The sequence below is a fragment of the Pseudomonas sp. RIT-PI-AD genome (assembly GCF_025642785.1).
GTDB lineage: Bacteria > Pseudomonadota > Gammaproteobacteria > Pseudomonadales > Pseudomonadaceae > Pseudomonas_T.
Map to the genome: position 1 here is coordinate 90,214 of NZ_JANZKU010000004.1, position 20,618 is coordinate 110,831.

At 68.0% G+C, this 20,618-nt stretch carries 23 protein-coding genes; 11 read left to right on the top strand and 12 right to left on the bottom strand.

Features of this window, described 5'->3' with window-relative positions; translation table 11 throughout:
- The first annotated feature begins 10 nt into the window (after nt 1-10).
- Nucleotides 11-967 carry a hypothetical protein gene (locus OGL92_RS04825; RefSeq protein WP_263141160.1) on the top strand — a complete coding sequence of 319 codons (957 nt, stop codon included), beginning with the start codon at nt 11-13 and terminating at the stop codon, nt 965-967.
- 25 nt (nt 968-992) lie between these two features.
- On the opposite strand, the gene OGL92_RS04830 is transcribed toward OGL92_RS04825, so the two are convergent.
- Together OGL92_RS04830 and OGL92_RS04835 are read right to left on the bottom strand one after the other, a co-directional pair.
- Nucleotides 993-1,268 (bottom strand): acylphosphatase, encoded by a 276-nt coding sequence (locus tag OGL92_RS04830; protein WP_263141163.1) that lies wholly within the window; start codon nt 1,266-1,268, stop codon nt 993-995.
- Nucleotides 1,269-1,272: 4 nt separating this feature from the next.
- The gene (locus tag OGL92_RS04835) at nt 1,273-1,749 is read right to left on the bottom strand and encodes a TlpA disulfide reductase family protein (RefSeq protein ID WP_263141165.1); all 477 of its coding nucleotides are present in this window, start codon (nt 1,747-1,749) and stop codon (nt 1,273-1,275) included.
- Nucleotides 1,750-1,779: 30 nt separating this feature from the next.
- On the opposite strand from OGL92_RS04835, the gene OGL92_RS04840 reads away from it, so the two are divergent.
- The gene (locus OGL92_RS04840) at nt 1,780-3,192 is read left to right on the top strand and encodes a PilZ domain-containing protein (protein WP_263141167.1); all 1,413 of its coding nucleotides are present in this window, start codon (nt 1,780-1,782) and stop codon (nt 3,190-3,192) included.
- 117 nt (nt 3,193-3,309) lie between these two features.
- Nucleotides 3,310-3,702: a hypothetical protein gene (locus tag OGL92_RS04845; protein ID WP_263141170.1), complete on the top strand. Its 393-nt coding sequence runs from the start codon at nt 3,310-3,312 to the stop codon at nt 3,700-3,702.
- A gap of 59 nt (nt 3,703-3,761) precedes the next feature.
- Here OGL92_RS04845 and OGL92_RS04850 read toward each other — a convergent pair whose 3' ends face one another.
- Both OGL92_RS04850 and OGL92_RS04855 read right to left on the bottom strand, forming a co-directional pair.
- Complete coding sequence (locus tag OGL92_RS04850; protein WP_263141171.1) at nt 3,762-3,950, bottom strand: hypothetical protein; 189 nt, start codon at nt 3,948-3,950, stop codon at nt 3,762-3,764.
- A 167-nt stretch (nt 3,951-4,117) separates the two neighbouring features.
- Nucleotides 4,118-5,350 (bottom strand): YihY family inner membrane protein, encoded by a 1,233-nt coding sequence (locus OGL92_RS04855; protein ID WP_263141174.1) that lies wholly within the window; start codon nt 5,348-5,350, stop codon nt 4,118-4,120.
- 124 nt (nt 5,351-5,474) lie between these two features.
- Here OGL92_RS04855 and arsC point away from each other — a divergent pair, with 124 nt between their 5' ends.
- The 3 genes from arsC to OGL92_RS04870 are packed head-to-tail and all read left to right on the top strand — an operon-like array spanning nt 5,475 to nt 6,836.
- Entirely contained in the window at nt 5,475-5,828 is a 354-nt protein-coding gene (gene arsC, locus OGL92_RS04860; protein ID WP_263141176.1) for an arsenate reductase (glutaredoxin), read from the top strand.
- The gene (gene wrbA, locus OGL92_RS04865; protein WP_263141178.1) at nt 5,825-6,433 is read left to right on the top strand and encodes an NAD(P)H:quinone oxidoreductase; all 609 of its coding nucleotides are present in this window, start codon (nt 5,825-5,827) and stop codon (nt 6,431-6,433) included. Before arsC ends, wrbA begins: the two co-directional genes overlap by 4 nt.
- Nucleotides 6,426-6,836 (top strand): DUF2069 domain-containing protein, encoded by a 411-nt coding sequence (locus OGL92_RS04870; RefSeq protein WP_263141180.1) that lies wholly within the window; start codon nt 6,426-6,428, stop codon nt 6,834-6,836. The genes wrbA and OGL92_RS04870 overlap by 8 nt, the downstream gene beginning before the upstream one ends.
- Before the next feature lie 41 nt (nt 6,837-6,877).
- On the opposite strand, the gene hda is transcribed toward OGL92_RS04870, so the two are convergent.
- On the bottom strand, nt 6,878-7,582 hold the full coding sequence (gene hda, locus OGL92_RS04875) for a DnaA regulatory inactivator Hda (protein ID WP_263141182.1): 705 nt from the start codon (nt 7,580-7,582) through the stop codon (nt 6,878-6,880).
- 327 nt (nt 7,583-7,909) lie between these two features.
- On the opposite strand from hda, the gene modA reads away from it, so the two are divergent.
- Genes modA through modC form a run of 3 tightly spaced genes read left to right on the top strand, consistent with a single transcriptional unit; the run spans nt 7,910 to nt 10,459 of the window.
- The gene (gene modA / locus OGL92_RS04880; RefSeq protein WP_263141184.1) at nt 7,910-8,665 is read left to right on the top strand and encodes a molybdate ABC transporter substrate-binding protein; all 756 of its coding nucleotides are present in this window, start codon (nt 7,910-7,912) and stop codon (nt 8,663-8,665) included.
- A gap of 28 nt (nt 8,666-8,693) precedes the next feature.
- A complete protein-coding gene (gene modB / locus OGL92_RS04885; protein ID WP_263141186.1) occupies nt 8,694-9,374 on the top strand; it encodes a molybdate ABC transporter permease subunit in 681 nt (226 codons plus the stop codon).
- A 2-nt stretch (nt 9,375-9,376) separates the two neighbouring features.
- Nucleotides 9,377-10,459: a molybdenum ABC transporter ATP-binding protein gene (gene modC / locus OGL92_RS04890; protein ID WP_263141188.1), complete on the top strand. Its 1,083-nt coding sequence runs from the start codon at nt 9,377-9,379 to the stop codon at nt 10,457-10,459.
- Here the strand turns inward: modC and OGL92_RS04895 are convergent.
- The 3 genes from OGL92_RS04895 to zwf are packed head-to-tail and all read right to left on the bottom strand — an operon-like array spanning nt 10,448 to nt 13,321.
- Entirely contained in the window at nt 10,448-11,131 is a 684-nt protein-coding gene (locus OGL92_RS04895; RefSeq protein WP_263141190.1) for a bifunctional 4-hydroxy-2-oxoglutarate aldolase/2-dehydro-3-deoxy-phosphogluconate aldolase, read from the bottom strand. The genes modC and OGL92_RS04895 overlap by 12 nt on opposite strands.
- Nucleotides 11,128-11,862, bottom strand: a complete 735-nt coding sequence (gene pgl, locus OGL92_RS04900; protein WP_263141192.1) for a 6-phosphogluconolactonase — start codon at nt 11,860-11,862, stop codon at nt 11,128-11,130. Before pgl ends, OGL92_RS04895 begins: the two co-directional genes overlap by 4 nt.
- A complete protein-coding gene (gene zwf / locus OGL92_RS04905) occupies nt 11,849-13,321 on the bottom strand; it encodes a glucose-6-phosphate dehydrogenase (RefSeq protein WP_263141194.1) in 1,473 nt (490 codons plus the stop codon). The genes pgl and zwf overlap by 14 nt, the downstream gene beginning before the upstream one ends.
- A 185-nt stretch (nt 13,322-13,506) precedes the next feature.
- On the opposite strand from zwf, the gene hexR reads away from it, so the two are divergent.
- Entirely contained in the window at nt 13,507-14,361 is an 855-nt protein-coding gene (gene hexR / locus OGL92_RS04910; protein WP_263141197.1) for a transcriptional regulator HexR, read from the top strand.
- 24 nt (nt 14,362-14,385) lie between these two features.
- On the opposite strand, the gene OGL92_RS04915 is transcribed toward hexR, so the two are convergent.
- The 3 genes from OGL92_RS04915 to edd all read right to left on the bottom strand — a co-directional run bounded on the left by OGL92_RS04915 (nt 14,386) and on the right by edd (nt 18,355).
- Complete coding sequence (locus OGL92_RS04915; RefSeq protein WP_263141522.1) at nt 14,386-15,231, bottom strand: D-hexose-6-phosphate mutarotase; 846 nt, start codon at nt 15,229-15,231, stop codon at nt 14,386-14,388.
- 232 nt (nt 15,232-15,463) lie between these two features.
- Complete coding sequence (locus OGL92_RS04920; RefSeq protein WP_263141524.1) at nt 15,464-16,438, bottom strand: glucokinase; 975 nt, start codon at nt 16,436-16,438, stop codon at nt 15,464-15,466.
- A gap of 90 nt (nt 16,439-16,528) precedes the next feature.
- Complete coding sequence (edd, locus tag OGL92_RS04925) at nt 16,529-18,355, bottom strand: phosphogluconate dehydratase (RefSeq protein WP_263141199.1); 1,827 nt, start codon at nt 18,353-18,355, stop codon at nt 16,529-16,531.
- Between the two features lie 119 nt (nt 18,356-18,474).
- Here edd and gap point away from each other — a divergent pair, with 119 nt between their 5' ends.
- On the top strand, nt 18,475-19,476 hold the full coding sequence (gene gap, locus OGL92_RS04930) for a type I glyceraldehyde-3-phosphate dehydrogenase (protein WP_263141201.1): 1,002 nt from the start codon (nt 18,475-18,477) through the stop codon (nt 19,474-19,476).
- Nucleotides 19,477-19,500: 24 nt separating this feature from the next.
- Here the strand turns inward: gap and OGL92_RS04935 are convergent, their stop codons facing one another.
- Nucleotides 19,501-20,574: an AI-2E family transporter gene (locus tag OGL92_RS04935; protein ID WP_263141203.1), complete on the bottom strand. Its 1,074-nt coding sequence runs from the start codon at nt 20,572-20,574 to the stop codon at nt 19,501-19,503.
- Nucleotides 20,575-20,618: the final 44 nt, after the last annotated feature.

The following is a 20,618-nucleotide window of genomic DNA, read 5'->3' on the forward strand; positions in this document are numbered from 1 at the left end:
TCGAACGGACATGTACACGCGACGCTCCCTCCGCCTCGCCGGGGCCGCCCTCGGCGGCGCCCTGCTGCTCTGTGGCTGTGCCAACCACTTGCCGCAGCGCAGCGAACATGAAGAACGTACCGAGCGCAAGCTGCTCGACCACAGCGTGCAGATCGACGTGGGCGAGCCGCGCACGCTCGAGCTGCCGCAGCGGCGGGTGCGGATCAACGAGCAGAAGACCTTCGAAGTCACCGACTTCGAAGTCACCCGCCGCTATGACCGCTACACCCCGTACCAGCCCTGGCGCGAGCTCTACGAGGTGCCGCTCGGCGCCGTGGCGGTGGTCGCCGGCGTCGGTGCCAACGTGCTCAACGTGGTACTGCTCGGCAGCCTGCCGGACAGCGTGACCAAGGACTGGATCAACTACGGTTTCGCCGGGCTCAATCCCTTCATGAACGTCGAGTCCAACGGACGCTCGCAGCAGAACCTCGCCGAGCTCCAGGAAAAGCAGCTGGACAAGCGCATGGAATACTCCAGCCTGCCGTGGGCGGAGCGCCCGGTGATGGTCAAGGCGGGCGCGCAAACCCATGAGTTGCTCACCGATCGCCAGGGGATACTGCGCCTGAACCTGCTCGACGGCCCCTTCGCCGAACAGGACGTCAGCCGCATCGGCACTCTCATGCTGAGCGTGGAAGACACCCAGGACGGCACCCATGCCGAGGCCTCCCTGGCGGTCAGCCATTCATTGCGCGGCAAGCTGCTCGAAGCCCACGCCTTGATCTTCGACGACCTCGAAGACGACGAGGTGGCGCAGTGGGTGCATCGGGTCAAGCGCCTGTCCGAACTCGGCCTGGAAGAAGAAGCCAGCGAGCTGGAGCAGAGCCTGATCGAACTGACGCGCAACGACCCGGAGCTGCAACAGCAGTTTCTCCAGTCCCTGCGCAAGGATGCGGGGCGCCTGGCCGTGGACCCCGGCCAGGGCGACTGACACCCACGCCGGCGGTAGCGCCGACTCAATAGGCGATGAAGAAGCCACGGGCCCCGTCAGGGGTCCGTTCGACCAGTTGCAGATCGTCCACGCGGGCGTGCGGCGGTCCCCGCTCGAGCCAGGCCACCAGGCGCTTCACCGACGATTGATCTCCCTCCACGCGCACCTCGACCCGGCCGTCGTCGAGGTTACGCACCCAGCCGTCCAGCCCGAGGCGCTCGGCCTCCACCTGGGTCCCCTGGCGGAATCCCACGCCTTGCACCTTGCCGCTCACGAACCCCTGAAGGCATATCCGGGTCATCGCTTCACTCCTTGCGCAGTTCGGCCAGCTTGGCCGTCAGGCCCTCGGCGTTCTGCTCGCCCATCAGCCGCTCGCGCAGCTTCCCCTTGTCGTCGATCACGTAAGTCACCGGCAGCGCTTCGCTGCGCGGCAGGCCAAAGCGCGAGGCCGGGTCCTGGGCCAACACGGTGAAGCGGATACCCAGTTGCTCGCTCGCGCGCGCCAGTTCCTGCGCCTGCAACCCGTCGAAATTGACCCCGAAGACCTCCACGCTCTGGCCCGCCTGCCGTTCGGCGAAGGCGTTCAGCTCGGGGATTTCGGTGCGACAGGGCGCACACCACTCCGCCCAGTAATTGATGACCAGCCACTGGCCTTCGAGGCGTGCAGCCGGTACCTTTCGCCCATGCTGATCGACGCCGGCATCGTCCGCGCAGCCCCCCAGGAGCACTACCGTTCCCATCGCCATGAAAGCCGCCAAGACAGACTGGAGCCGCATTCCCATGCCTTCGTTCCTCGTGCACGCGGAGTGGATGTGATGCTGGATGCGCTGCACCTGGAGGTGCCGGCGATCCTCGACGAGGACAAGAGCGGTCTGCTCCGGCTCGCGGAAGTGCTCGCCGAGGCCCGGCATCTGCCCTGGGAAACCGCGTTGCAACGTACCCTGGGCCTGCTCTGTCGCCTCAATCGCAGCGCCCTGACCTTACTTGAAAGGCAGCGGGCGCTGCAAAGCTTCAGCGAAGAGTACCGCTTCTACAGCAACGGCTACCCCGGCACCGGCGCTCCCCCGGCCGCCTTCCTGCAGCTTTGCGAAGAGCTCGCCCTGGGCTTCAAGCGCCTCTTGCTGCAGCTCCTGCAGAGCCGCCACCCCTCCCCTCCGCACCTGACCTGGTGCCTGTACATGGCCGCGCATTTCCTGACGCAGGCCCTGCTGCGCCATTACCAACGCTATCAGGAACCGCCGCCGGGCCTCTGGCGCGACGCGCACCTGCTGTACTGGCTCGGCGAGCAACGGGACTGCCTGGACGAACCCATCGCCGCCGCCTTCCAGCCGACCCCGGCCGACAGCCTGCGGGGCCTTCACCAGCAGATCCTGCTGTTCGCCCTGAGCAACCCCTTTCACCTCACCGAGGACGAAGGCCCGCGGCTGTTCGGCGCCCTGGCGCCGCTGGCCGGGCTCGCACGATTGCTTCCCTGGGACGAGGAGGATGACAGCGAGGGAGCCCTGGTCGACCTCGGCGAAGGCCGCCCCTACTGGCCACCGCAGCAGCCCCTCGTCGCGTCGCCTCATCCAACCCTGCGGCGCCTGGAGCTCGGCGCGTTGTCGATCGCCCTGGACGAGCCGGCGCCGCTGCAAAGCGAAGCCGAACACGATCTGCTGGAGCGCGTGCGCCCCCACTGGAGCGGCCGCCCGCAACGACGCCACCCGCGCGCCGACCATGGTGCACGCTGCCACCTGATCGTCGGGCTGGCCGCCATCCATACCCACCTGCTCGGGCCGCTGCCGCTCGGCGGGAACGCCCGCATGCTCGACGCCAGCTCCGGCGGCGCGCGCCTGCTCTGCGATGCCGGGCCCGGGGCCGAGGTGCCGGTGGGGCAACTGGTCCTGCTGCTTTCCAGCAGCGGTACGCCGACCCTGGCCCTGGTGCGTTGGCGCCACCTGAACGGCGAAGGCCTGCACCTCGGGCTGCGTTACCTGAAAGGCCTGCCGCGGCCGGCCTGGCTGCGCCGCACGCCGACCACCCAACCCCATCCGGCGATCCTGCAGAGCACGCCCGCCCCCGGCGTCGGCTGGCACCATGGCCTATGGCTGCCGCGGGGGCAGTTCGCCGAAGACGAGAATCTCTGGCTTCAGCTCGCCAGCGTCAACAACCAGGGACGGTTCCTGCTGCCCGGCGCCAATCTCGATACGCCGCTGGTGACACGGCATCCCCTGCGCCTGGCCTGATCCCCGGATTTGCGAGACGAGTCACACCCGCCCGGGCCCAGAACACAGGCCGGGCAAGGCCTGCGTGTTTATAATCCGCGCTCTTCCCTCGTCCCGTTCACGCCTGGAGGGCCTCCTATGGCCAACGAGCAAGACAAACTGGTCGGCCCCGTTCCCTCGCGCATCGTCAACACGGCCAGCCTGACGCTGACACCCCATGAAGGAAAGATCGCGGAATTCAATGTCGCCGCCTGGCTGCAACTGCCGGGACTGGCCACCCTGCCGGTGTCCCTGGTGGTCACCTATCGCGATGGCGAGCAACGCCGCGTGTCGACGGTGGACCACGGGAAACTCAACGCCCAGGGCAAGATCCTGCTGACCGGCGTCGCCCGCCTGCCGGTCAGAGTGAAAATCGAAGAGATGCAGGTGCGGCTGAAATGCGCGGTGCCCGTGCACGGCCTGATCGTCGAGGAGTTGTTCGTGCAGGCCGTGGAACCGGCCCGTGGCGACAGCCGTCACGCCCTGGCCTGAACCCCGTCCTCTACGAAGAAGCCCGCGCTCGGCGGGCTTTACCAGAAGCGGACGCAGTCTCAGCGCGTGGCGCCCGGCTCGGTGCCGGTGCACGGCAAGTCCGCCACGGGCGCCTCGATGGCCTCGTCCGGCACCAGCGACTCCGGCCAATGGGCGAACGCCAGCCCGGTGATCCGATTGAGACGAGCGAGTGCCTCCTGCGGATCGCGTTGATACAGGTGGATCACCTTCTGCGTGACGCTACTCATGGCATTCAACCCCTTCAGCCAAACCCTGCCTGATAGCAGTGTGACAGCAAGCCCATTCCGGCCTTTGCCAGAAGCGTGCCAGCCGAGGAGCGCCGCCCGCGTGGATCGAGGGCCCGGCAGGGTGTCGCAACGGAGCGACGGCAGTTCGCGCAAAATGCCGTTTTTCGTCACTCCTCTCCCGCCCGCAGCCACTGCGCCAGGCTGCCGCCGAAGAGACTGGCCTGCTCGGCCTGCAGCAATTCCAGTGCGCTGCGCAATGCCCCGTACCATTGCTCGTCGTTGAGAGGAAAGAGGTCCTGCGGCAGTTGCTGCGGCTTCGGCAAGGGCCAGGGGCTGTGGTTGAACAATTGGTGCAGGCTGTAGTGATTCAGGTCGCGGCACAGCACCCAGGCATCGCTGCCGGTACGGCAGACCAGTCGCTGCGTCTCGAGAAAATCCACCACTTCGCGCCATTCGTCTTCCGGCAGCAACCAGCCGGCCCGCTGCACATCCAGGTGACGCACCGGCAAGCCTTTCTGCTGGCGGCCGTGGAACAGCCGCAGGATGCCCAGCGCCACGACCAGCCGGGGCATCGCCTGGCGCCGCCAATGGTGCGAGGTGCCGAGGTTGCAGACCAACTCCGCGCCGAACAACACGATGAGCCAGGACAGGTAGATCCACAGGAGGAACAGCGGCACCGTGGCGAAAGCGCCGTAGATCAGTTGGTAACCGGGAAACAGCCTGACGTAGAAGCCGAACGCGGCCTTGGCCGCCTCGAACAGCACGGCGGTGAACAGGCCACCCAGAAAGGCATGCTTGAGCGGCACCCGGGCGTTCGGTACCGAGGCGTAGATCAGGGTGAAGGCGGCCACGCTGGACAACAACGGGGTGATGCCCAGCAGGGTCTGCGCGCCGATCAGCGCGTTCGGCCCGGAGAGCAGCGACAGCGAGGTGATGTAGGTGCTGGCGACGAACCCCGCCCCCAGCAGCAGGGGACCCAGGCTGAGGATCGCCCAGTAGAGCAGGAAGCTGGACACCCCGCGCCTGAGCTGGCGCACCCGCCAGATCGTATTGAAGGCCTTTTCGATGGTCACCAGCATCATGAAGGCGGTGGCCGCCAGCAGCACCACGCCCACCCAGGTCAGTTGACGCGCCTGGACGATGAACGCGGACAGGTACTCCTGCACCGTCTCGCCGGTGGAAGGGACGAAATTGCGGAAGATGAAATGCTGGATTTCCAGGCCCACACCCTGGAAGGCCGGCACCGCCGAAAGCATGGCGAAGGTCACGGTCATGGTCGGCACCACCGCGAACAGGGTGGTGTAGGTCAAGGCCGCGGCGCTATGGGTGCCCCGGTCGGCGATGAAGCGCTGCAGCAGAAAGCGCCAGAATTCGAGGATGTCACTGAAGCGTCGGAGCATGCCGGGTCCTTGATCGCTGGGGCGGCGCATGGAATATCCGCCGGTCCGGTCCACCGTTACGGTTCAGGCCGCCACCCGGACGCGGTTAGAATAGCCGCCTCCCCTCCGCCGGTGCGACCCCGACATGACCGAACTGACCCTTTACCACAACCCGCGCTGTTCCAAATCCAGGGCCGCCCTCGAATTGCTCGAGGCACGCGGCCTCGCTCCGCGAATCCTGCGCTACCTGGAGACACCGCCGGACGCGGCGCACCTGCGCGATCTGCTGGCCAGGCTGGGCCTGAAGGCGCGGGACCTGCTGCGCACCGGCGAGGACGAATACAAGGCCCTCGGCCTGGACGATTCCGGGCTGGACGAGGAAGCGCTGATCGCCGCCATGGCCGCCCATCCGAAGCTGATCGAACGGCCGATCCTGGTGGCGGGCCCACGCGCGGTGATCGGCCGGCCGCCGGAAAAAGTGCTGGAGATCCTGCCGTGAGTGCCGCCTATATCCTGGTGCTGTACTACAGCCGCCATGGCGCCACGGCGGAAATGGCCCGCCATATCGCCCGCGGCATTGAGCAGGCCGGCCTCGAAGCGCGCCTGCGCACGGTGCCCGCCATCTCTGCCGAATGCGAGGCAGTGGCGCCCGCCATACCCGAGGAAGGCGCGACCTATGCCAGCCTGGACGATCTCAAGCGCTGCGCCGGGCTCGCCCTCGGCAGCCCGACGCGCTTCGGCAACATGGCGGCGCCGCTCAAGTATTTCCTCGATGGCACCAGCAGCCTCTGGCTGACCGGCGAGTTGGTGGGCAAACCGGCCGGCGTCTTCACCTCTACCGCCAGCCTCCATGGCGGCCAGGAAACCACCCTGCTGTCGATGCTGCTGCCGCTGCTGCACCACGGCATGCTGGTCACCGGCCTGCCCTACAGCGAATCGGCGCTCCTGGAAACCCAGGGTGGCGGCACCCCTTATGGCCCCAGCCACCATGCCGGCGCCGATGGCAAGCGGGCCCTGGATGCCCATGAAATCGCCTTGTGCCGCGCGCTCGGCCTGCGCCTGGCGCGCACCGCCCAGCGTCTGGAGAGCGGCCACCATGGCTAGAACGCCGAAACCCCTGCCGAGCCTGGAATGGCTGGCACCGCGCCTGAAGGTGAGCCGCGCCCTCAGCCTGCTGGCGTTCTTCGCCCTGGTCGCGCTGCTGCTGATCTGGAACCTGGCCTACGCCGACCTGCACGGCGCGCGTCCCTGGGTGGTGCTGGTCATCCAGTTGCTGCCGCTGGCGCTGCTGGCGCCGGGTCTGCTCCTGGGCAACGCCCGTGCCCACGCCTGGGCCTGCTTCGTGATCAACATCTATTTCATCCAGGGCGTGCTCGCGGCGATAGACCCGGCCCGCGCGCTGTTCGGCTGGCTGGAGGCCGGGCTCAGCCTGCTGCTGTTCGCCGCCGCGCTGCTGTATACCCGTTGGCGCTTCCAGTACGACCGCAGGCGGGCCGGCGAAAACTGATCGCTAGCGCAGGGGGACGCGCGCAGGCGGGTTCCCGGCGGTCACCAGCCCAGGGTTTCCTTGAGGAAGGGAATGGTCAGCTTGCGCTGGGCCTGCAACGATGCCTGGTCGAGCCGTTCCAGGAGATCGAACAGCGCGCTCATGCTGCGCGCGCCACGGGTGAGGATGAAGCGGCCGACTTCGTCGGTGAGGTGCAGGCCGCGGCGGGAAGCGCGCAGTTGCAGGGCGCGCAACTTGTCCTCGTCGGCCAGCTCCTGCAGCTGGAACACCAGCGCCAGGGTCAGCCGCGACTGCAAGTCGGGCAGAGCCACCGCCAGTTCTCGTGGCGCGCTCGACGCCGCGAGCAACAGGCGCCTTCCGGCATCGCGCAAGCGGTTGAACAGGTGGAACAGCGCCTCCTCCCATTCGGCGCGCCCGGCGACGGCGTCCAGATCGTCGAGGCAGACCAGTTCGCACTGTTCCAGATCGTCCAGCAGTGCCGGGCCGTGCTCGACGACCTCGGCCAGGGGCAGGTAAACCGCCTGTTCGCCACGTTGTTCGAAGCGCAGACAGGCCGCCTGCAGCAGATGGCTGCGCCCGACACCCTCACCGCCCCAGAGGTAGATCAGGCTCTCCGCCCAGCCCGCCTCGTCCTCGCACAGCCGCTCGACGTAGCCGAGCGCGGCCGCATTGGCGCCTGGGTAGTAATTGGCGAAGGTGGCGTCGTCGCGCAGGCGCACACCGAGGGGGAGTTGGATCGGTTTCATGGTCAAGGCCGGTGGAGCCCTCGCGGGCTCGGACTGAAGAGCGCCAGTCTATACCTCCCGGCACGGCCCGTAAAACCGAGGGCTACCCGATAAAAATCAACGAGTTGCCACGAACGAAGCCACCGAACGGACCCCTGACGACGCTACCCGGCAAGGTGCCCAGGCGCCACGCCACCGCGCCCCGCCTACCTCGGCAGCGCCTTCCGCGGCCACCACCCTTGGCGGTCTCCTCGCCCCCGCTATATAGTCCCCGACATAACGCCCGCCCGTCCGGCGCATCACGCGTCCGGAATCCCACCGACACACTCGCCCTGCCAGGAGCCACCCATGAATCGTCGAACGTCCCGCCTGTTCCTTCTGCTCTGCGCCATCGCCGGCGTCCAGGCCGCCTACGCCGATGAGGTCCAGGTGGCGGTCGCCGCCAACTTCACCGCCCCCATGCAGGCCATCGCCGCCGATTTCGAGAAGGCCACCGGCCACAGCGTGGTGGCGGCTTATGGCGCCACCGGACAGTTCTATGCGCAAATCCAGAACGGCGCGCCTTTCGAAGTGTTCCTCTCGGCGGACGACAGCACCCCGGCCAAGCTGGAGCAGGAAGGCAAGACCCTCGCCGGCTCGCGCTTCACCTACTCCATCGGCACCCTCGCCCTATGGTCGGCGAAGGACGGCTTCGTCGACGGCCAGGGCGCGGTGCTCAAGGGCGAGGGCTTCCAGCACCTGTCCATCGCCAACCCGAAGACCGCACCCTACGGCCTCGCGGCCACCCAGGTCATGGCCAAGCTGGGGCTGACCGAGAAGCTGGCCGGCAAGCTGGTGGAAGGCCAGAACATCACCCAGGCCTATCAGTTCGTCTCCACCGGCAACGCCGAGCTGGGCTTCGTCGCCCTTTCGCAGATCTACAAGGACGGCAAGGTTACCGGCGGCTCCGCCTGGATCGTGCCGGCCAACCTCCACGAACCGATCCGCCAGAACGCGGTGATCCTCGCCAAGGGCAAGGACAACCCGGCGGCCAAGGCCTTCGTCGACTACCTGAAGAGCGACAAGGCCGGTGCGCTGATCGAGCGCTACGGCTACGCCCGCTAACCGCCTCGGCTGACGGAGGCCACTGCGCATGCCGTTGACCGGCGCCGACTTCACCGCCATCTGGCTGACCCTGCGGCTGGCCGCGCTGACCACGCTGCTGTTGCTGATACTGGGCATGCCGCTCGCCTGGTGGCTGGCGCGCACCCGCTCGCGCCTCAAGGGTGTGATAGGCGCACTGGTGGCCTTGCCCCTGGTGCTGCCGCCGACGGTGATCGGTTTCTACCTGCTGGTGAGCATGGGGCCGGCGGGCTTCGTCGGCCATCTCACCGAGGGCCTGGGGCTCGGCCACCTGCCCTTCACCTTCGCCGGCCTGGTGGTGGGATCGTTGCTGTACTCGCTGCCTTTCGTGGTCCAGCCGTTGCAGAACGCCTTCGAGGCCATCGGCGATGCGCCCCTGGAAGCGGCGGCTACCCTGCGCGCCAGCCCCCTGGACTGTTTCTTCAGCGTCGTACTGCCGCTGGCCCGGCCGGGCATCATCACCGCGGCGATCCTCGGCTTCGCCCACACCGTCGGCGAGTTCGGCGTGGTGCTGATGATCGGCGGCAACATCCCCGGCAAGACCCGGGTGGTGTCGGTGCAGATCTTCGATCACGTGGAAGCCATGGAATACGCCCAGGCCCACTGGCTGGCCGGGGGCATGCTGGTGTTCTCCTTCCTGATCCTGCTGGCGCTTTACTCCAGCCGGCGCAGCCGGCCAGGTTGGAATTGACCATGACCGGCGAGATCGAAGCGCGCCTGCGGGTGGACTACCCAGGCTTTTCCCTGGATGTCGACCTGTGCCTTCCGGGGCGCGGCATCACCGCGCTGTTCGGCCATTCCGGCTCGGGCAAGACCACCTGCCTGCGCTGCGTCGCCGGACTGGAACGCAGTCGCGGCCAACTGAAGGTCGGCGGGGAAACCTGGCAGGACAGCGCGCGCGGGCTCTTTCTGCCCACCCATCGCCGCCCCCTCGGCTATGTATTCCAGGATGCCCGGCTGTTCGAGCACCTGGATGTCCGCGACAACCTGCGCTATGGGCTCAAGCGGGTGCCGGCCTCGCAGCGCCGCGTGGCGCTGGAGCAGGCCAGCGAACTGCTCGGCCTCGACCACTTGTGGGCGCGGCGGCCGGCGCACCTGTCCGGGGGCGAGCGGCAACGGGTGGGCATGGCCCGCGCCCTGCTCGCCGGACCGCGCCTGCTGCTGATGGACGAACCGCTGGCGGCGCTCGACCTGAGGCGCAAGCAGGAAATCCTGCCGTACCTGGAACGCCTGCACGCCGAGCTGGATATCCCGATCCTCTATGTCAGCCACGCGCCCGACGAGGTGGCGCGCCTGGCCGATCACCTGGTGTTGCTGGAACAGGGCCGGGTGCGCGCCAGCGGGCCGCTGGGCGAAACCCTCGCGCGGCTCGACCTGCCCCTGGCGCTGGAAGAGGATGCCGGGGTGGTGATCGAAGGTCGCGTCGGGGCTTACGACGTGAGCTATTCGCTGCTGCGCCTGGAATTGCCGGGGGCGTTGCACCTGCTGGTGGCCCATGCACCGGCACAGGCCGGGCACAGCATGCGCTGCCGGATCCGCGCCCGCGACGTCAGCCTCAGCCTGGAACGCCAGCAGGACACCAGCATCCTCAACCTGCTGCCGGTACGGGTGGTCGAGCAGATGCCCGCCGATCAACCCGCCCACGTGCTGGTGCGCCTGGACGCCGCCGGAACGCCCCTGCTGGCCCGGATCACCCGCTACTCGCGGGACCGTCTGGATCTGCGCGAGGGACAACGGCTCTGGGCCCAGGTGAAGGCCGTGGCGCTACTGGCCTGAGGCCGGGCGCGGGGTGTCACCGGCGCCGGCATCCAAGAGGCGCAGCGCCTCGCGACTCAGTTGCTCCACGCGCGCCCAGTCACCGCTGTGCAGGGCGTCGGCGGGCAGCATCCAGCTCCCGCCCACGCACATCACGTTCCGCAACGCCGCGTACTCACTGAGGTTGGCCGGGCCGACCCCGCCGGTGGGGCAGAAGCGCGCCTCGCCGAAAGGTCCGGCGAAGGCTTTCAGGGCCTCCACGCCGCCGCACACCATCGCCGGGAACAGCTTGAAGCGTCGATAGCCCAGCCGATACGCGAGCATGATGTCCGACGCGCTGGCGACTCCGGGCAAGAGCGGCACCGGGCTGTCGAGCCCGGTGCGCAACAACTCCTCGGTGCACCCGGGGGTGACGATGAACTGCGCGCCCGCCTCCACCGCACGGGCCCAGGTCTGCGGGTCCAACACCGTGCCGACGCCGATGCACAACTGCGGGCGCTGTTCACGCAACCGGCGGATGGCGGTCAGACCGTGTTCGCTGCGCAGGGTGATTTCCAGGGTATCCAGGCCGCCGGCGGCCAGGGCGTCGGCCAATGGCAGGATGTCCTCGGCGCGGGGGATGGTGATCACCGGCAGGATGCGCGCCCGCCGGCAAATGACGTCGAGCCGGGCGATCGTCTGTTCCGGATTCATGCTCGGGACTCCTGTGCCGATGGGCACCAATGGATCGAAAGGGGCGCGTGCAGGAAGGCCCGGATCGGCATCGACGTGGCATCCGTCGACAGCGCGCGTGCCAGGGTGGCGCGCTTGGCCTCGCCCTCCAACAGCAGGAAGACCCGCCGGGCAGGCGCCAGGAACGACAGGGTCAGGGTCAGGCGCTGGTGGGGCACCTGGGGTGCCCACATCGGCAGGCAGCGGCGGCGTCCCTCGGGGTCCAGGGCTTCCTCCAGGCCGGGGCTCTGCGGGAACAGCGAGGCGGTATGGCCATCGTTGCCCATGCCGAGCACCACCACGTCCGTGGGTTGCGGCCAGTCGCCAAGGGCCCGGTCGGCCCGTTCGGCGGCCTGTTCCAGGCTCTCCGCGTCATGATGGAGCGGATGGAAGCGGGCCGCGGACGCGGCGCCCCGCAGCAGATGGCGGCGCACCAGGGTGGCATTGCTGTCGGCGTGGCCTTCCGCGACCCAACGTTCGTCCACCAGACCGACGTGCACCCGCGACCATTCCAGCGGCTGCTCCGACAGGGCCTCCAGGAAAAGCGCCGGGCTGCGCCCGCCGGAAACCAGCAGCGACGCTTGGCCACGGACGGCGAGCGCGTCGCGCAGGACATCGGCCACCTGCCCGGCGAGCAAGGTCGCCTGCGCGCCGGCATCGACGCTTTCCTCCCAGGCCACGCCCTCGGGCAGGTTCAGTTCAGAGGTCGTCATACCAGCTCCTTCCGTCACGGGCGATCAAGGCGACGGCTGCGCCCGGTCCCCAGCTTCCCGCCGCGTAGGGCCGCGGGCGCTCGCCGAAGCGCTCCCAACCGGCGCTCAGTTGGTCACACCACTTCCAGGCGTGCTCCACCTCGTCGCGGCGCACGAACAGGTTCTGGTTGCCCTGCATCACCTCCAGCAGCAGCCGCTCGTAGGCATCCGGCACGCGCTCGGTGTGGAAGGTCTCGGAGAAATTCAGCTTCAGCGGCACCGTGCGCAATTGCATGCCCTTGCCCAGCCCCTGGTCCTTGGTCATCACCTGCAAGGAGATGCCTTCGTCCGGTTGCAGGCGGATGATCAGCCGGTTGCTCAGGAAGGGCCGCTGCTCAGGGGCGAAGATGTAATGGGGCGGTTCCTTGAAGTGGATGATGATCTGCGAGAGCTTCTGCGGCATGCGCTTGCCGGTGCGCAGGTAGAAGGGCACGCCGGCCCAGCGCCAGTTGCGGATGTCCACACGCAGGGCGACGAAGGTCTCGGTACCGCTGCCTTCGTTGGCATTGAGCTCTTCCAGGTACCCGGGCACCGCCTTGCCCTCGCTGTAGCCGGCGCCGTACTGGCCGCGGACCACCCGCGTGGCCAGGTGCTCCATGGCGATGGGTTCGAGGGCCTTGAGCACCTTCACCTTCTCGTCGCGGATGCTGTCCGCCACCAGGTCGCTGGGCGGGTCCATGGCGATCAGGCAGAGCAGTTGCAGCAGGTGGTTCTGCACCATGTCGCGCAGTTGCCCGGCCTGGTCGAAATAGCCCCAGCGGCCTTCGATGCCGACCTTCTCCGCCACGGTGATTTCCACGTGGCTAATGTGGTTCTGGTTCCACTGGGTCTCGAACAGGCTGTTGGCGAACCGCAGGGCGATCAGGTTCTGCACGGTTTCCTTGCCCAGGTAGTGATCGATCCGGTAGATGCGGTTCTCCGGGAAGTGGCGCGCCACCTCGTCGTTGATCGCCCGCGAAGACTCCAGGTCGCGGCCGATGGGCTTCTCCAGCACCACGCGGGTCCGTTCGCCGACACCGGCGTCCACCAGGTGCTGGCAGATGGCGCCGTACACCGAGGCGGGCGTGGCGAAGTAGGCCACCAGGGGGTGGTCGCCGGCCGCCCGCTCGGCGAGGGTGCGATAGCCCTCGGCCCGGGTGAAATCGAAGCTGAGGAACTCCAGCCGCCGGCAGAATCCCTCCCATACGTCGGGCTTCCATTCCTGGGCCGAGACCTGCTGGCGCAAGCGTTCCTCGATCAGCGCCAGGTGCACCGACGCGCTGCCGACGTCCTCCCGCGCCAGGGCCAGGATGCGGGTATCGGCGTGTAGCAGGCTGTCGAGCTCCAGGCGGTACAGCGCGGGCATCAGCTTGCGCAGGGCCAGGTCGCCGGAGGCGCCGAAGATGGCCAAGGTGCAGGGCGCTATGGAAAGATTCAGCATATAGTTACCAACAAATCTAAGGAGAAATTCCGCTCTCGACCGCCTCGATTAAGGCAAAAATGTAGTAAAAAAACAACATTCATTCCCTGAGCGCGAGAGCCATGGTGCGGATCGGGGCCACCCACAGAGAATAGCCGCTCGTCACACGCGTCCAGGGCGAGCCGTCGCACCTGCCGAGGAAATCGATGAAAAACCTGCTGGAGCAGATCCAGGGCCGCCTGGAAGGAATGAACAAGGCCGAGCGCAAGGTCGCCGAGGTGATCCTCGGACACCCCCAGCAGGCCACCCGCCTGAGCATCGCCGCGCTGGCCCAGGCGGCCAAGGTCAGCGAGCCGACGGTCAACCGGTTCTGCCGCGCCTTCGGCATGAGCGGCTACCCGGAATTGAAAATCCAGTTGGCGCAGAGCCTGGCCAGCGGCGCCGCCTTCGTCAGCCAGGCGGTGGAAGCCGACGACGGCGCCGAGGCCTACACGCGGAAGATCCTCAGCAACACCATCGCCGCCCTCGACGCCGCGCGGCGATTGGTGTCGCCGGCACTCATCGAGCGCGCGGTGGACCTGCTGATCCAGGCGCGTCAGATCCATTTCTTCGGTCTCGGCGCGTCGGCGGCGGTGGCCCTGGACGCGCAGCACAAGTTCTTCCGCTTCAACCTGGCGGTGAGCGCGCAGAGCGACGTGCTGATGCAGCGCATGCTCGCCGCGGCGGCCCATACCGGCGACCTGTTCGTGATGATTTCCTACACCGGACGCACCCGGGAACTGGTGGAGATCGCGCGCCTGGCGCGGGACAGCGGTGCCTCGGTGCTATCGATGTGCGCGGCCGGCTCGCCCCTGGCCGAGGCCAGCACCCTGTGCCTGGACCTGCCGCTGCGGGAGGACACCGACGTCTACATGCCGATGAGTTCGCGGATCGTCCAGCTCGCCCTGCTCGACGTGCTCGCCACCGGGGTCACCCTGCGCCGCGGCGTCGACTACCAGCCGCACCTGCGCAAGATCAAGGAAAGCCTGCTGCCGACCCGCTACCTGACGGACGATGCCTAGTCCGACGCGACTTCGCGGTCAGGGCTACAGCAGCGCCGCGCGCAGGCTCAGGCGAACCCGCTCGCCGGGTGCCACGCAGAGGCCGCCGGGGCGGTAGTTGGCGGCGCCGACGCAGAGAAACCGCTCGGCGTCGCCGGGCTCCAATTGATCCAAGGCGCGGCTGCCGGGATGCCAGATCAGCGTGCTGGCACTCAGGCTCTTGTCGATCCGCAGGCGCCGCTGCCACCCGCTGTCCTCCAGCAACAGCGAGCCCGGCTGGTGGATCACCTGCTTGCTGGCGCCGCCGGGCCGCCAGGGCGTGGCCAACGGATGACCGCCACCGAGGGGCGCGCCATCCGGCAGGCCGATGCCCTGCAGGGCTATGCGGCTGAGGGCGCCCACCCGCCAATAGGGTTGCAGCGCGAAGCTGAACAGACAGTCGCCCTCGTCCTCATGATGACTGCACAGCTCGAGCTCCAAGGTGCGACCGAGACGGACGTCGAGGCGCAGGTGCCAATCCTCCAGGTCCAACCGCCAACTCAACACCACCTTGGTTTCGTCGGCGTAGGCGTCGAGCAACTGCCACTCGCGCAACCGCGCCCAGCCATGCCGCGGCGCCTGCGCATCCTGGGGATGGGCGTCGAACCAGGGCCAGCAGATCACCACCCCGCCGCGGATCGGCGCGAGGCTCGGCCACTGCGCCGAACACCACAGCAGCGGGCGCTCGCCCTGGGGCTGGAAATGCAGCAGTTGGGCGCCCTGGCGGCTGAACACCGCCTGGCACAGCGGGTGATCGATCAGCAGCAGGTCGCGGCGCTGGAAACGCACCCAATCGAAAGGACGCTTGGCGCGCATGGAATGGAAAAACCGTTGCAGCGGATGCTCCAGCACGCTGGTCCGGCCAACGCTTGGTCGTCCCCGTGTCCGCCCGGACGAGTCGTCGATCATAGGCCCTGCTTGTTCCCTGGCGGTGCGCGCGAAGGCGCCCGGTTACCGATAACCGGCGATTTTCACCGAAAGCCCGTGTACAAGCCACCACGGCGAGGCTGGCGCGCAACGCCCGGCCCGTTCCGGACGCAGAATCGCTGCGTCGACCGGGCCCAGCGACGGGTACCGGCCCCGCTCAGGCGGCCGGCGCTAGGGCCTGCTGCAACGCCACGCCGGCACCGAACAAACCCGGATGCTCGGCCGTCATCACCCACACCGGCACCTCGGCCAGGTAGGCGCCGCTGGTCTTGCCGCGGGCGGCGAAGGCATCGGCGAACCCGCTGGCGCGGAAGCGCTCGAGAAAGCGCGGCACGATGCCGCCGGTGACGTAGACCCCGCCCAGCGCGCCCAGGGTCAGCGCCGCGTTGCCGGCCACCCGCGCCAACCACAGGAAGAAGTGCTCCAGGGCGGCGTCCGCCTGGGCATCCCCCGCCAAAGCCAGGGCGCCGACTTCCGCCGCGTTGCGCGCCCGCGGCTCCACGCCCTCCAGGCCGCAGCTCAATTCATACAGGGCCTGCAGACCATTGCCGCAAAGCACCCGTTCGGCCGAGACATGGCCGTAGCGCTCGCGCAGGCGCAGCCAGAGCTGGAAATCCCGCTCGGACGTCACCGGCAGGTCCACGTGGCCGCCCTCGCAGGGCAGCACCGTCCAACGCCCGTCTCCCAAGGGCAGCAGGCCGCCGACGCCCAGCCCGGTGCCGGGGCCGATGATCAGCCGTGCGCGATCCGCCTGGGCGACGCCCTCGCGCACCAGCACCAAGTGCTCCGGGCCGAGCCGGGAAGCCGCCCAGGCCATGGTGGAGAAGTCGTTGACCAGCAGCAGGTGGCGCAGCCCCAGCTCGGCGCAGAAAGCCGCGCGATTGATCGTCCAGTGGTTGTTGGTGAAGCGGAAATCGGCCGCGCTCACCGGCCCGGCACAGGCCAGGCAGACCGAATCCACGGCCGCCAGGGGGATACCCTGACGCTCCAGGTAGTCGCGCACCGCCAGCTCCGGCCGAGGGTAATCGGCGCAGGCAAGCACCTGCACGGCGTTCAGGTGCCCACTCCGCCACAGCGCGAAACGGGCGTTGGTGCCACCGATGTCGCCCACCAGGGTGAAGCCGTCCGGCATGGCCTGGGGCAAGGGAATCCGCGTGTGATCGGGCATGGCAGGTCACCTTCGCAGCGCGGCCACGCCGCGATGCCTCGGAAAGGACGGTATTCAGCGCAGCGCGCTCAGCGCCGCACTGAAGCTGCAAGCGCCTTCCTCGGCGCTGCTCATGGACTGGCGCATGAAGGCGAACAACTCGCGGCCACATCCAACCCCGCCGCCTTCCGGCGCCTGCGCCAGTGTGCGGGCCTCCCACTCCAGCGGGTCCACCAGGGCTTGGAGCTCGCCCTTGACCCCATCGACGCGGATCAGGTCGCCGTCGCGGACCTTGGCCAGGAAACCGCCATTCAGGGCCTCCGGGCTGACGTGGATGGCCGAGGGCACCTTGCCGGACGCGCCGGACATGCGCCCGTCGGTGACCAGCGCCACCTTGAAGCCACGGTCCTGCAGCACCCCGAGGTACGGCGTCAACTTGTGCAGCTCCGGCATGCCGTTGGCCGCCGGGCCCTGGAAACGCACCACGGCGACGAAGTCGTGCTCCAGCTCGCCGGCCTTGAAAGCCGTGGCCAGTGCCGCTTGGTCGTGGAACACCCGGGCCGGCGCCTCCACCACTTGGTGCTCGGCCGCCACCGCCGACACCTTCATCACGCCGCGGCCCAGGTTGCCCTGCATCAGGCGCAGGCCGCCCTCGGCGGAAAACGGCCGTTCCAGGGGGCGCAGGATGGCGTCGTCGAGGCTGGCCGCCGGACCTGCGCGCCAGACCAGGCGGCCGTCGTCGAGGAAGGGCTCCTCGGTATAGCGGCGCAGGCCAGGGCCCATCACGGTATTCACGTCCTCGTGGAGCAGGCCGCCGTCGAGCAACTGGCGGATCAGGAAGGCCATGCCGCCGGCCGCCTGGAAATGATTGATGTCGGCCTGGCCGTTGGGGTAGATGCGCGCCAGGGTCGGCACCACGTGGGACAGGTCGGCCATGTCCTGCCAGGTCAGTTGGATGCCGGCAGCCTGGGCCACCGCCACCAGGTGCAGGGTGTGATTGGTGGAGCCGCCGGTGGCCAGCAGCGCCACCACCGCATTGACCAGCGCCCGCTCGTCGACGATCTCGGCCATCGGCAGGTAGCTGCCATTCTCCGGGGTCAGGCGACAGGCCTGGCGCGCCGCCTCGCGGGTCAGCTCGTCGCGCAGGGGAGTGTTCGGGTTGACGAAGGAAGCGCCCGGCAGATGCAGGCCCATCACCTCCACCAGCAACTGGTTGGTGTTCGCCGTTCCGTAGAAGGTGCAGGTGCCCGGGCTGTGGTAGGACTGCATCTCCGCTTGCAGCAGCTCTTCCCGGCTGACCTTGCCTTCGGCGTAGCGCTGGCGCACCGCGGCCTTTTCCTTGTTCGGCAGGCCCGAGGGCATCGGGCCCGCCGGGACGAAGACCACCGGCAGATGGCCGAAGCGCAGCGCGCCGATCAACAGCCCCGGCACGATCTTGTCGCAGATGCCGAGGCACAGGGCGGCATCGAACATGTTGTGGGACAGCGCGATGGCCGTGCCCATGGCGATCACGTCGCGGCTGGCCAGGGACAGCTCCATGCCCGGCTCGCCCTGGGTCACGCCGTCGCACATGGCCGGGACGCCGCCGGCGAACTGGGCGATGGAGCCGATTTCGCGCACCGCTTCCTTGATCAGGCCGGGGAACCGCTCGAAGGGCTGGTGGGCCGACAACATGTCGTTGTAGGCCGAAACGATCGCCAGGTTGGCCTGGTTCATCAGGCGCAGGCGCTGCTTGTCGGATTCGCCGCAACCCGCCACGCCATGGGCGAAATTGCCACAGGGCAGCGCGCCACGGTGCGGGCCCTTGCTGGCGGCGGCGCGGGTCATCTCCAGGTAGCGCTGGCGGGTCGCCTCGCTGCGGAGCTGGAGGCGTCGGGTGACTTCGAGGACTCGCGGGTTCATGGCTCTTCTCACGGAATGAAGTGAATGTAGTTTTTATAACAAAAAAATCAGGCGGACTTCCCGGACCTGGCCCATCATTAACGTCAAATATTTATGAGTAATCAATAAAGGAAGGCCTCATGACTATACGACTCGCCATCAACGGCTTCGGCCGGATCGGTCGCAACGTACTGCGCGCCCTGCGCGATCATCCCCAACGCGACCGCCTGGAAATCGTCGCCATCAACGACCTCGGCGACGCGCGGATCAATGCCCACCTTCTGAAGTACGACAGCGTTCACGGGATTTTCGCCGGTGACGTTCGTCACGACGAACAATCGCTCTGGGTCGACGACAAACGCATCGCGGTCAGTGCCATCGCCGACCCGACGCAATTGCCCTGGAAAAGTCTAGACGTGGATATCGTGCTCGAATGCACCGGCCGCTTCACCCAGCGCGACAAGGCCGCCGCCCACCTCCAGGCCGGCGCGCACAAAGTGCTGATCTCGGCGCCCGGCAAGGGCGCGGACGCCACGGTGGTGTGCGGCGTCAACGAGGAGGTCCTGCGCCGGTCGCAGCAGATCGTCTCCTGTGCCTCCTGCACCACCAACTGCCTGGCGCCGGTGGTCCAGGTGCTGCAACGGGAGCTGGGCATCGAGAGCGGGCTGATGACCACCATCCACGCCTACACCAACGACCAGAACCTTTCCGACGTCTACCACAAGGACATCTACCGCGCCCGCTCCGCCACCCAGTCGATGATCCCGACCAAGACCGGCGCCGCCGAGGCGGTGGGGCTGGTGCTGCCGGAACTGGCCGGCAAGTTGACCGGGCTGGCGGTGCGGGTGCCGCTGATCAACGTGTCGCTGGTGGACCTGACGGTGCTGGTGCAGCGCGACACCCGCGTCGACGAGGTGAATGGCCTGTTCAAGGCGGCGACCCAGGGCTCCTCCACCTTCGGCTACAACGAGGAGCCGCTGGTCTCCCACGACTTCAACCATGACCCGCGGTCGTCGATCTTCGACGCCAACCACACCAAGGTCAGCGGTCGGCTGGTGAAGGTGATGGCCTGGTACGACAACGAATGGGGCTTTTCCAACCGGATGCTGGACGCCAGCGTCGCCTGGTGGGACGCGGCCTGAGCCGCGCGCGGACCGCGCCCCTGCTCAGGGCGCGGGATCGGCGCCGACGTAGGCGTCCGAGCGCTTGTACAGCGCATGGGCATGGCGCAGCAGTACCATGATCACCGCCGCGGCCGGCAGCGCCAGCAGTATCCCGGTGAAGCCGAACAACTGGCCCCCGGCGAGGATGGCGAAGATCACCGCCACCGGATGCAGGCCGATGCGATCGCCCACCAGCAAGGGCGTCAGCACCATGCCTTCGAGCATCTGCCCGATGCCGAACACCGCCGCCACGCCCAGCAGCGGATACAGCTCGAACCCGCCGTGCTGGAACAACGCTGCCGTCACCGCGGCGCCGATGCCCACCACGAAGCCCATGTAGGGCACGATGCTGGCGAGGCCGGCGAGCAGGCCGATCAACAGGCCCAGGTCGAGGCCGACGACCATCAGGCCGACGGCATAAATGGCGCCGAGGGCGAGCATCACCAGCAGTTGCCCGCGGATGAAAGCGCCCAGTACCTCGTGGCATTCGCCCACCAGTTGCACCACCACCCCTTCGCGGCTGCGCGGCAGCAGGCCGCGCAGCTTGGCCACCATCACGTCCCAGTCGCGCAACAGATAGAAGCACACCACCGGGATCAGCAGCAGGTTGCCGAGCCAGGCCAGCAGGGCCAGGCCGGACGCGGTGGCCTGGCTGAGCACCACGCCGACGACGTCGGTGGTGGTGTCCAGGTGGCCGGACAGCGCGGCCTTCACCCGGTCGAAACGCCAGAAGCCCTCCGCCAGGCCGAACTTCGCCTGCAACCAGGGCAAGGCGACGTGCTGCAGCCAGTCGAGCATCTGCGGCACCATCTCATAGAGCTTCAGCAACTGCTTGCCCAGCATCGGCACCAGGACCACCAGCAAGACCAGCCAGATCAGGGTGAACAGCGCGAACACCGTGATCACCCCCCACGTCCGCGACAGCCCGGCCCGTTCCAGGCGATCCACCAGGGGATCGCCCATGTAGGCCAACAGCATCGCCACCAGGAACGGCGAAAGAATCGGCGAAATCAGGTAGATCAACCAGCCGACGAGCAGCAAGCCGACCAGCCAGAACCAGCGACGTGAATCGTTCATAGCGAGCTCGTGTGAGAAATGAATGGGAAGGCGGGCGGCCCGGT

Excerpts from the sequence above, each read along its gene's own strand:
- OGL92_RS04825 (WP_263141160.1), top strand. The coding sequence starts at position 11 with ATGTACACGCGACGCTCCCTCCGCCTCGCCGGGGCCGCCCTCGGCGGC.
- OGL92_RS04830 (WP_263141163.1), bottom strand. The coding sequence starts at position 1,268 with ATGACCCGGATATGCCTTCAGGGGTTCGTGAGCGGCAAGGTGCAAGGC.
- OGL92_RS04835 (WP_263141165.1), bottom strand. The coding sequence starts at position 1,749 with ATGGGAATGCGGCTCCAGTCTGTCTTGGCGGCTTTCATGGCGATGGGA.
- OGL92_RS04845 (WP_263141170.1), top strand. The coding sequence starts at position 3,310 with ATGGCCAACGAGCAAGACAAACTGGTCGGCCCCGTTCCCTCGCGCATC.
- OGL92_RS04850 (WP_263141171.1), bottom strand. The coding sequence starts at position 3,950 with ATGAGTAGCGTCACGCAGAAGGTGATCCACCTGTATCAACGCGATCCG.
- OGL92_RS04855 (WP_263141174.1), bottom strand. The coding sequence starts at position 5,350 with ATGCTCCGACGCTTCAGTGACATCCTCGAATTCTGGCGCTTTCTGCTG.
- arsC (WP_263141176.1), top strand. The coding sequence starts at position 5,475 with ATGACCGAACTGACCCTTTACCACAACCCGCGCTGTTCCAAATCCAGG.
- OGL92_RS04870 (WP_263141180.1), top strand. The coding sequence starts at position 6,426 with ATGGCTAGAACGCCGAAACCCCTGCCGAGCCTGGAATGGCTGGCACCG.
- hda (WP_263141182.1), bottom strand. The coding sequence starts at position 7,582 with ATGAAACCGATCCAACTCCCCCTCGGTGTGCGCCTGCGCGACGACGCC.
- modA (WP_263141184.1), top strand. The coding sequence starts at position 7,910 with ATGAATCGTCGAACGTCCCGCCTGTTCCTTCTGCTCTGCGCCATCGCC.
- modB (WP_263141186.1), top strand. The coding sequence starts at position 8,694 with ATGCCGTTGACCGGCGCCGACTTCACCGCCATCTGGCTGACCCTGCGG.
- modC (WP_263141188.1), top strand. The coding sequence starts at position 9,377 with ATGACCGGCGAGATCGAAGCGCGCCTGCGGGTGGACTACCCAGGCTTT.
- OGL92_RS04895 (WP_263141190.1), bottom strand. The coding sequence starts at position 11,131 with ATGAATCCGGAACAGACGATCGCCCGGCTCGACGTCATTTGCCGGCGG.
- pgl (WP_263141192.1), bottom strand. The coding sequence starts at position 11,862 with ATGACGACCTCTGAACTGAACCTGCCCGAGGGCGTGGCCTGGGAGGAA.
- zwf (WP_263141194.1), bottom strand. The coding sequence starts at position 13,321 with ATGCTGAATCTTTCCATAGCGCCCTGCACCTTGGCCATCTTCGGCGCC.
- hexR (WP_263141197.1), top strand. The coding sequence starts at position 13,507 with ATGAAAAACCTGCTGGAGCAGATCCAGGGCCGCCTGGAAGGAATGAAC.
- OGL92_RS04920 (WP_263141524.1), bottom strand. The coding sequence starts at position 16,438 with ATGCCGGACGGCTTCACCCTGGTGGGCGACATCGGTGGCACCAACGCC.
- edd (WP_263141199.1), bottom strand. The coding sequence starts at position 18,355 with ATGAACCCGCGAGTCCTCGAAGTCACCCGACGCCTCCAGCTCCGCAGC.
- gap (WP_263141201.1), top strand. The coding sequence starts at position 18,475 with ATGACTATACGACTCGCCATCAACGGCTTCGGCCGGATCGGTCGCAAC.
- OGL92_RS04935 (WP_263141203.1), bottom strand. The coding sequence starts at position 20,574 with ATGAACGATTCACGTCGCTGGTTCTGGCTGGTCGGCTTGCTGCTCGTC.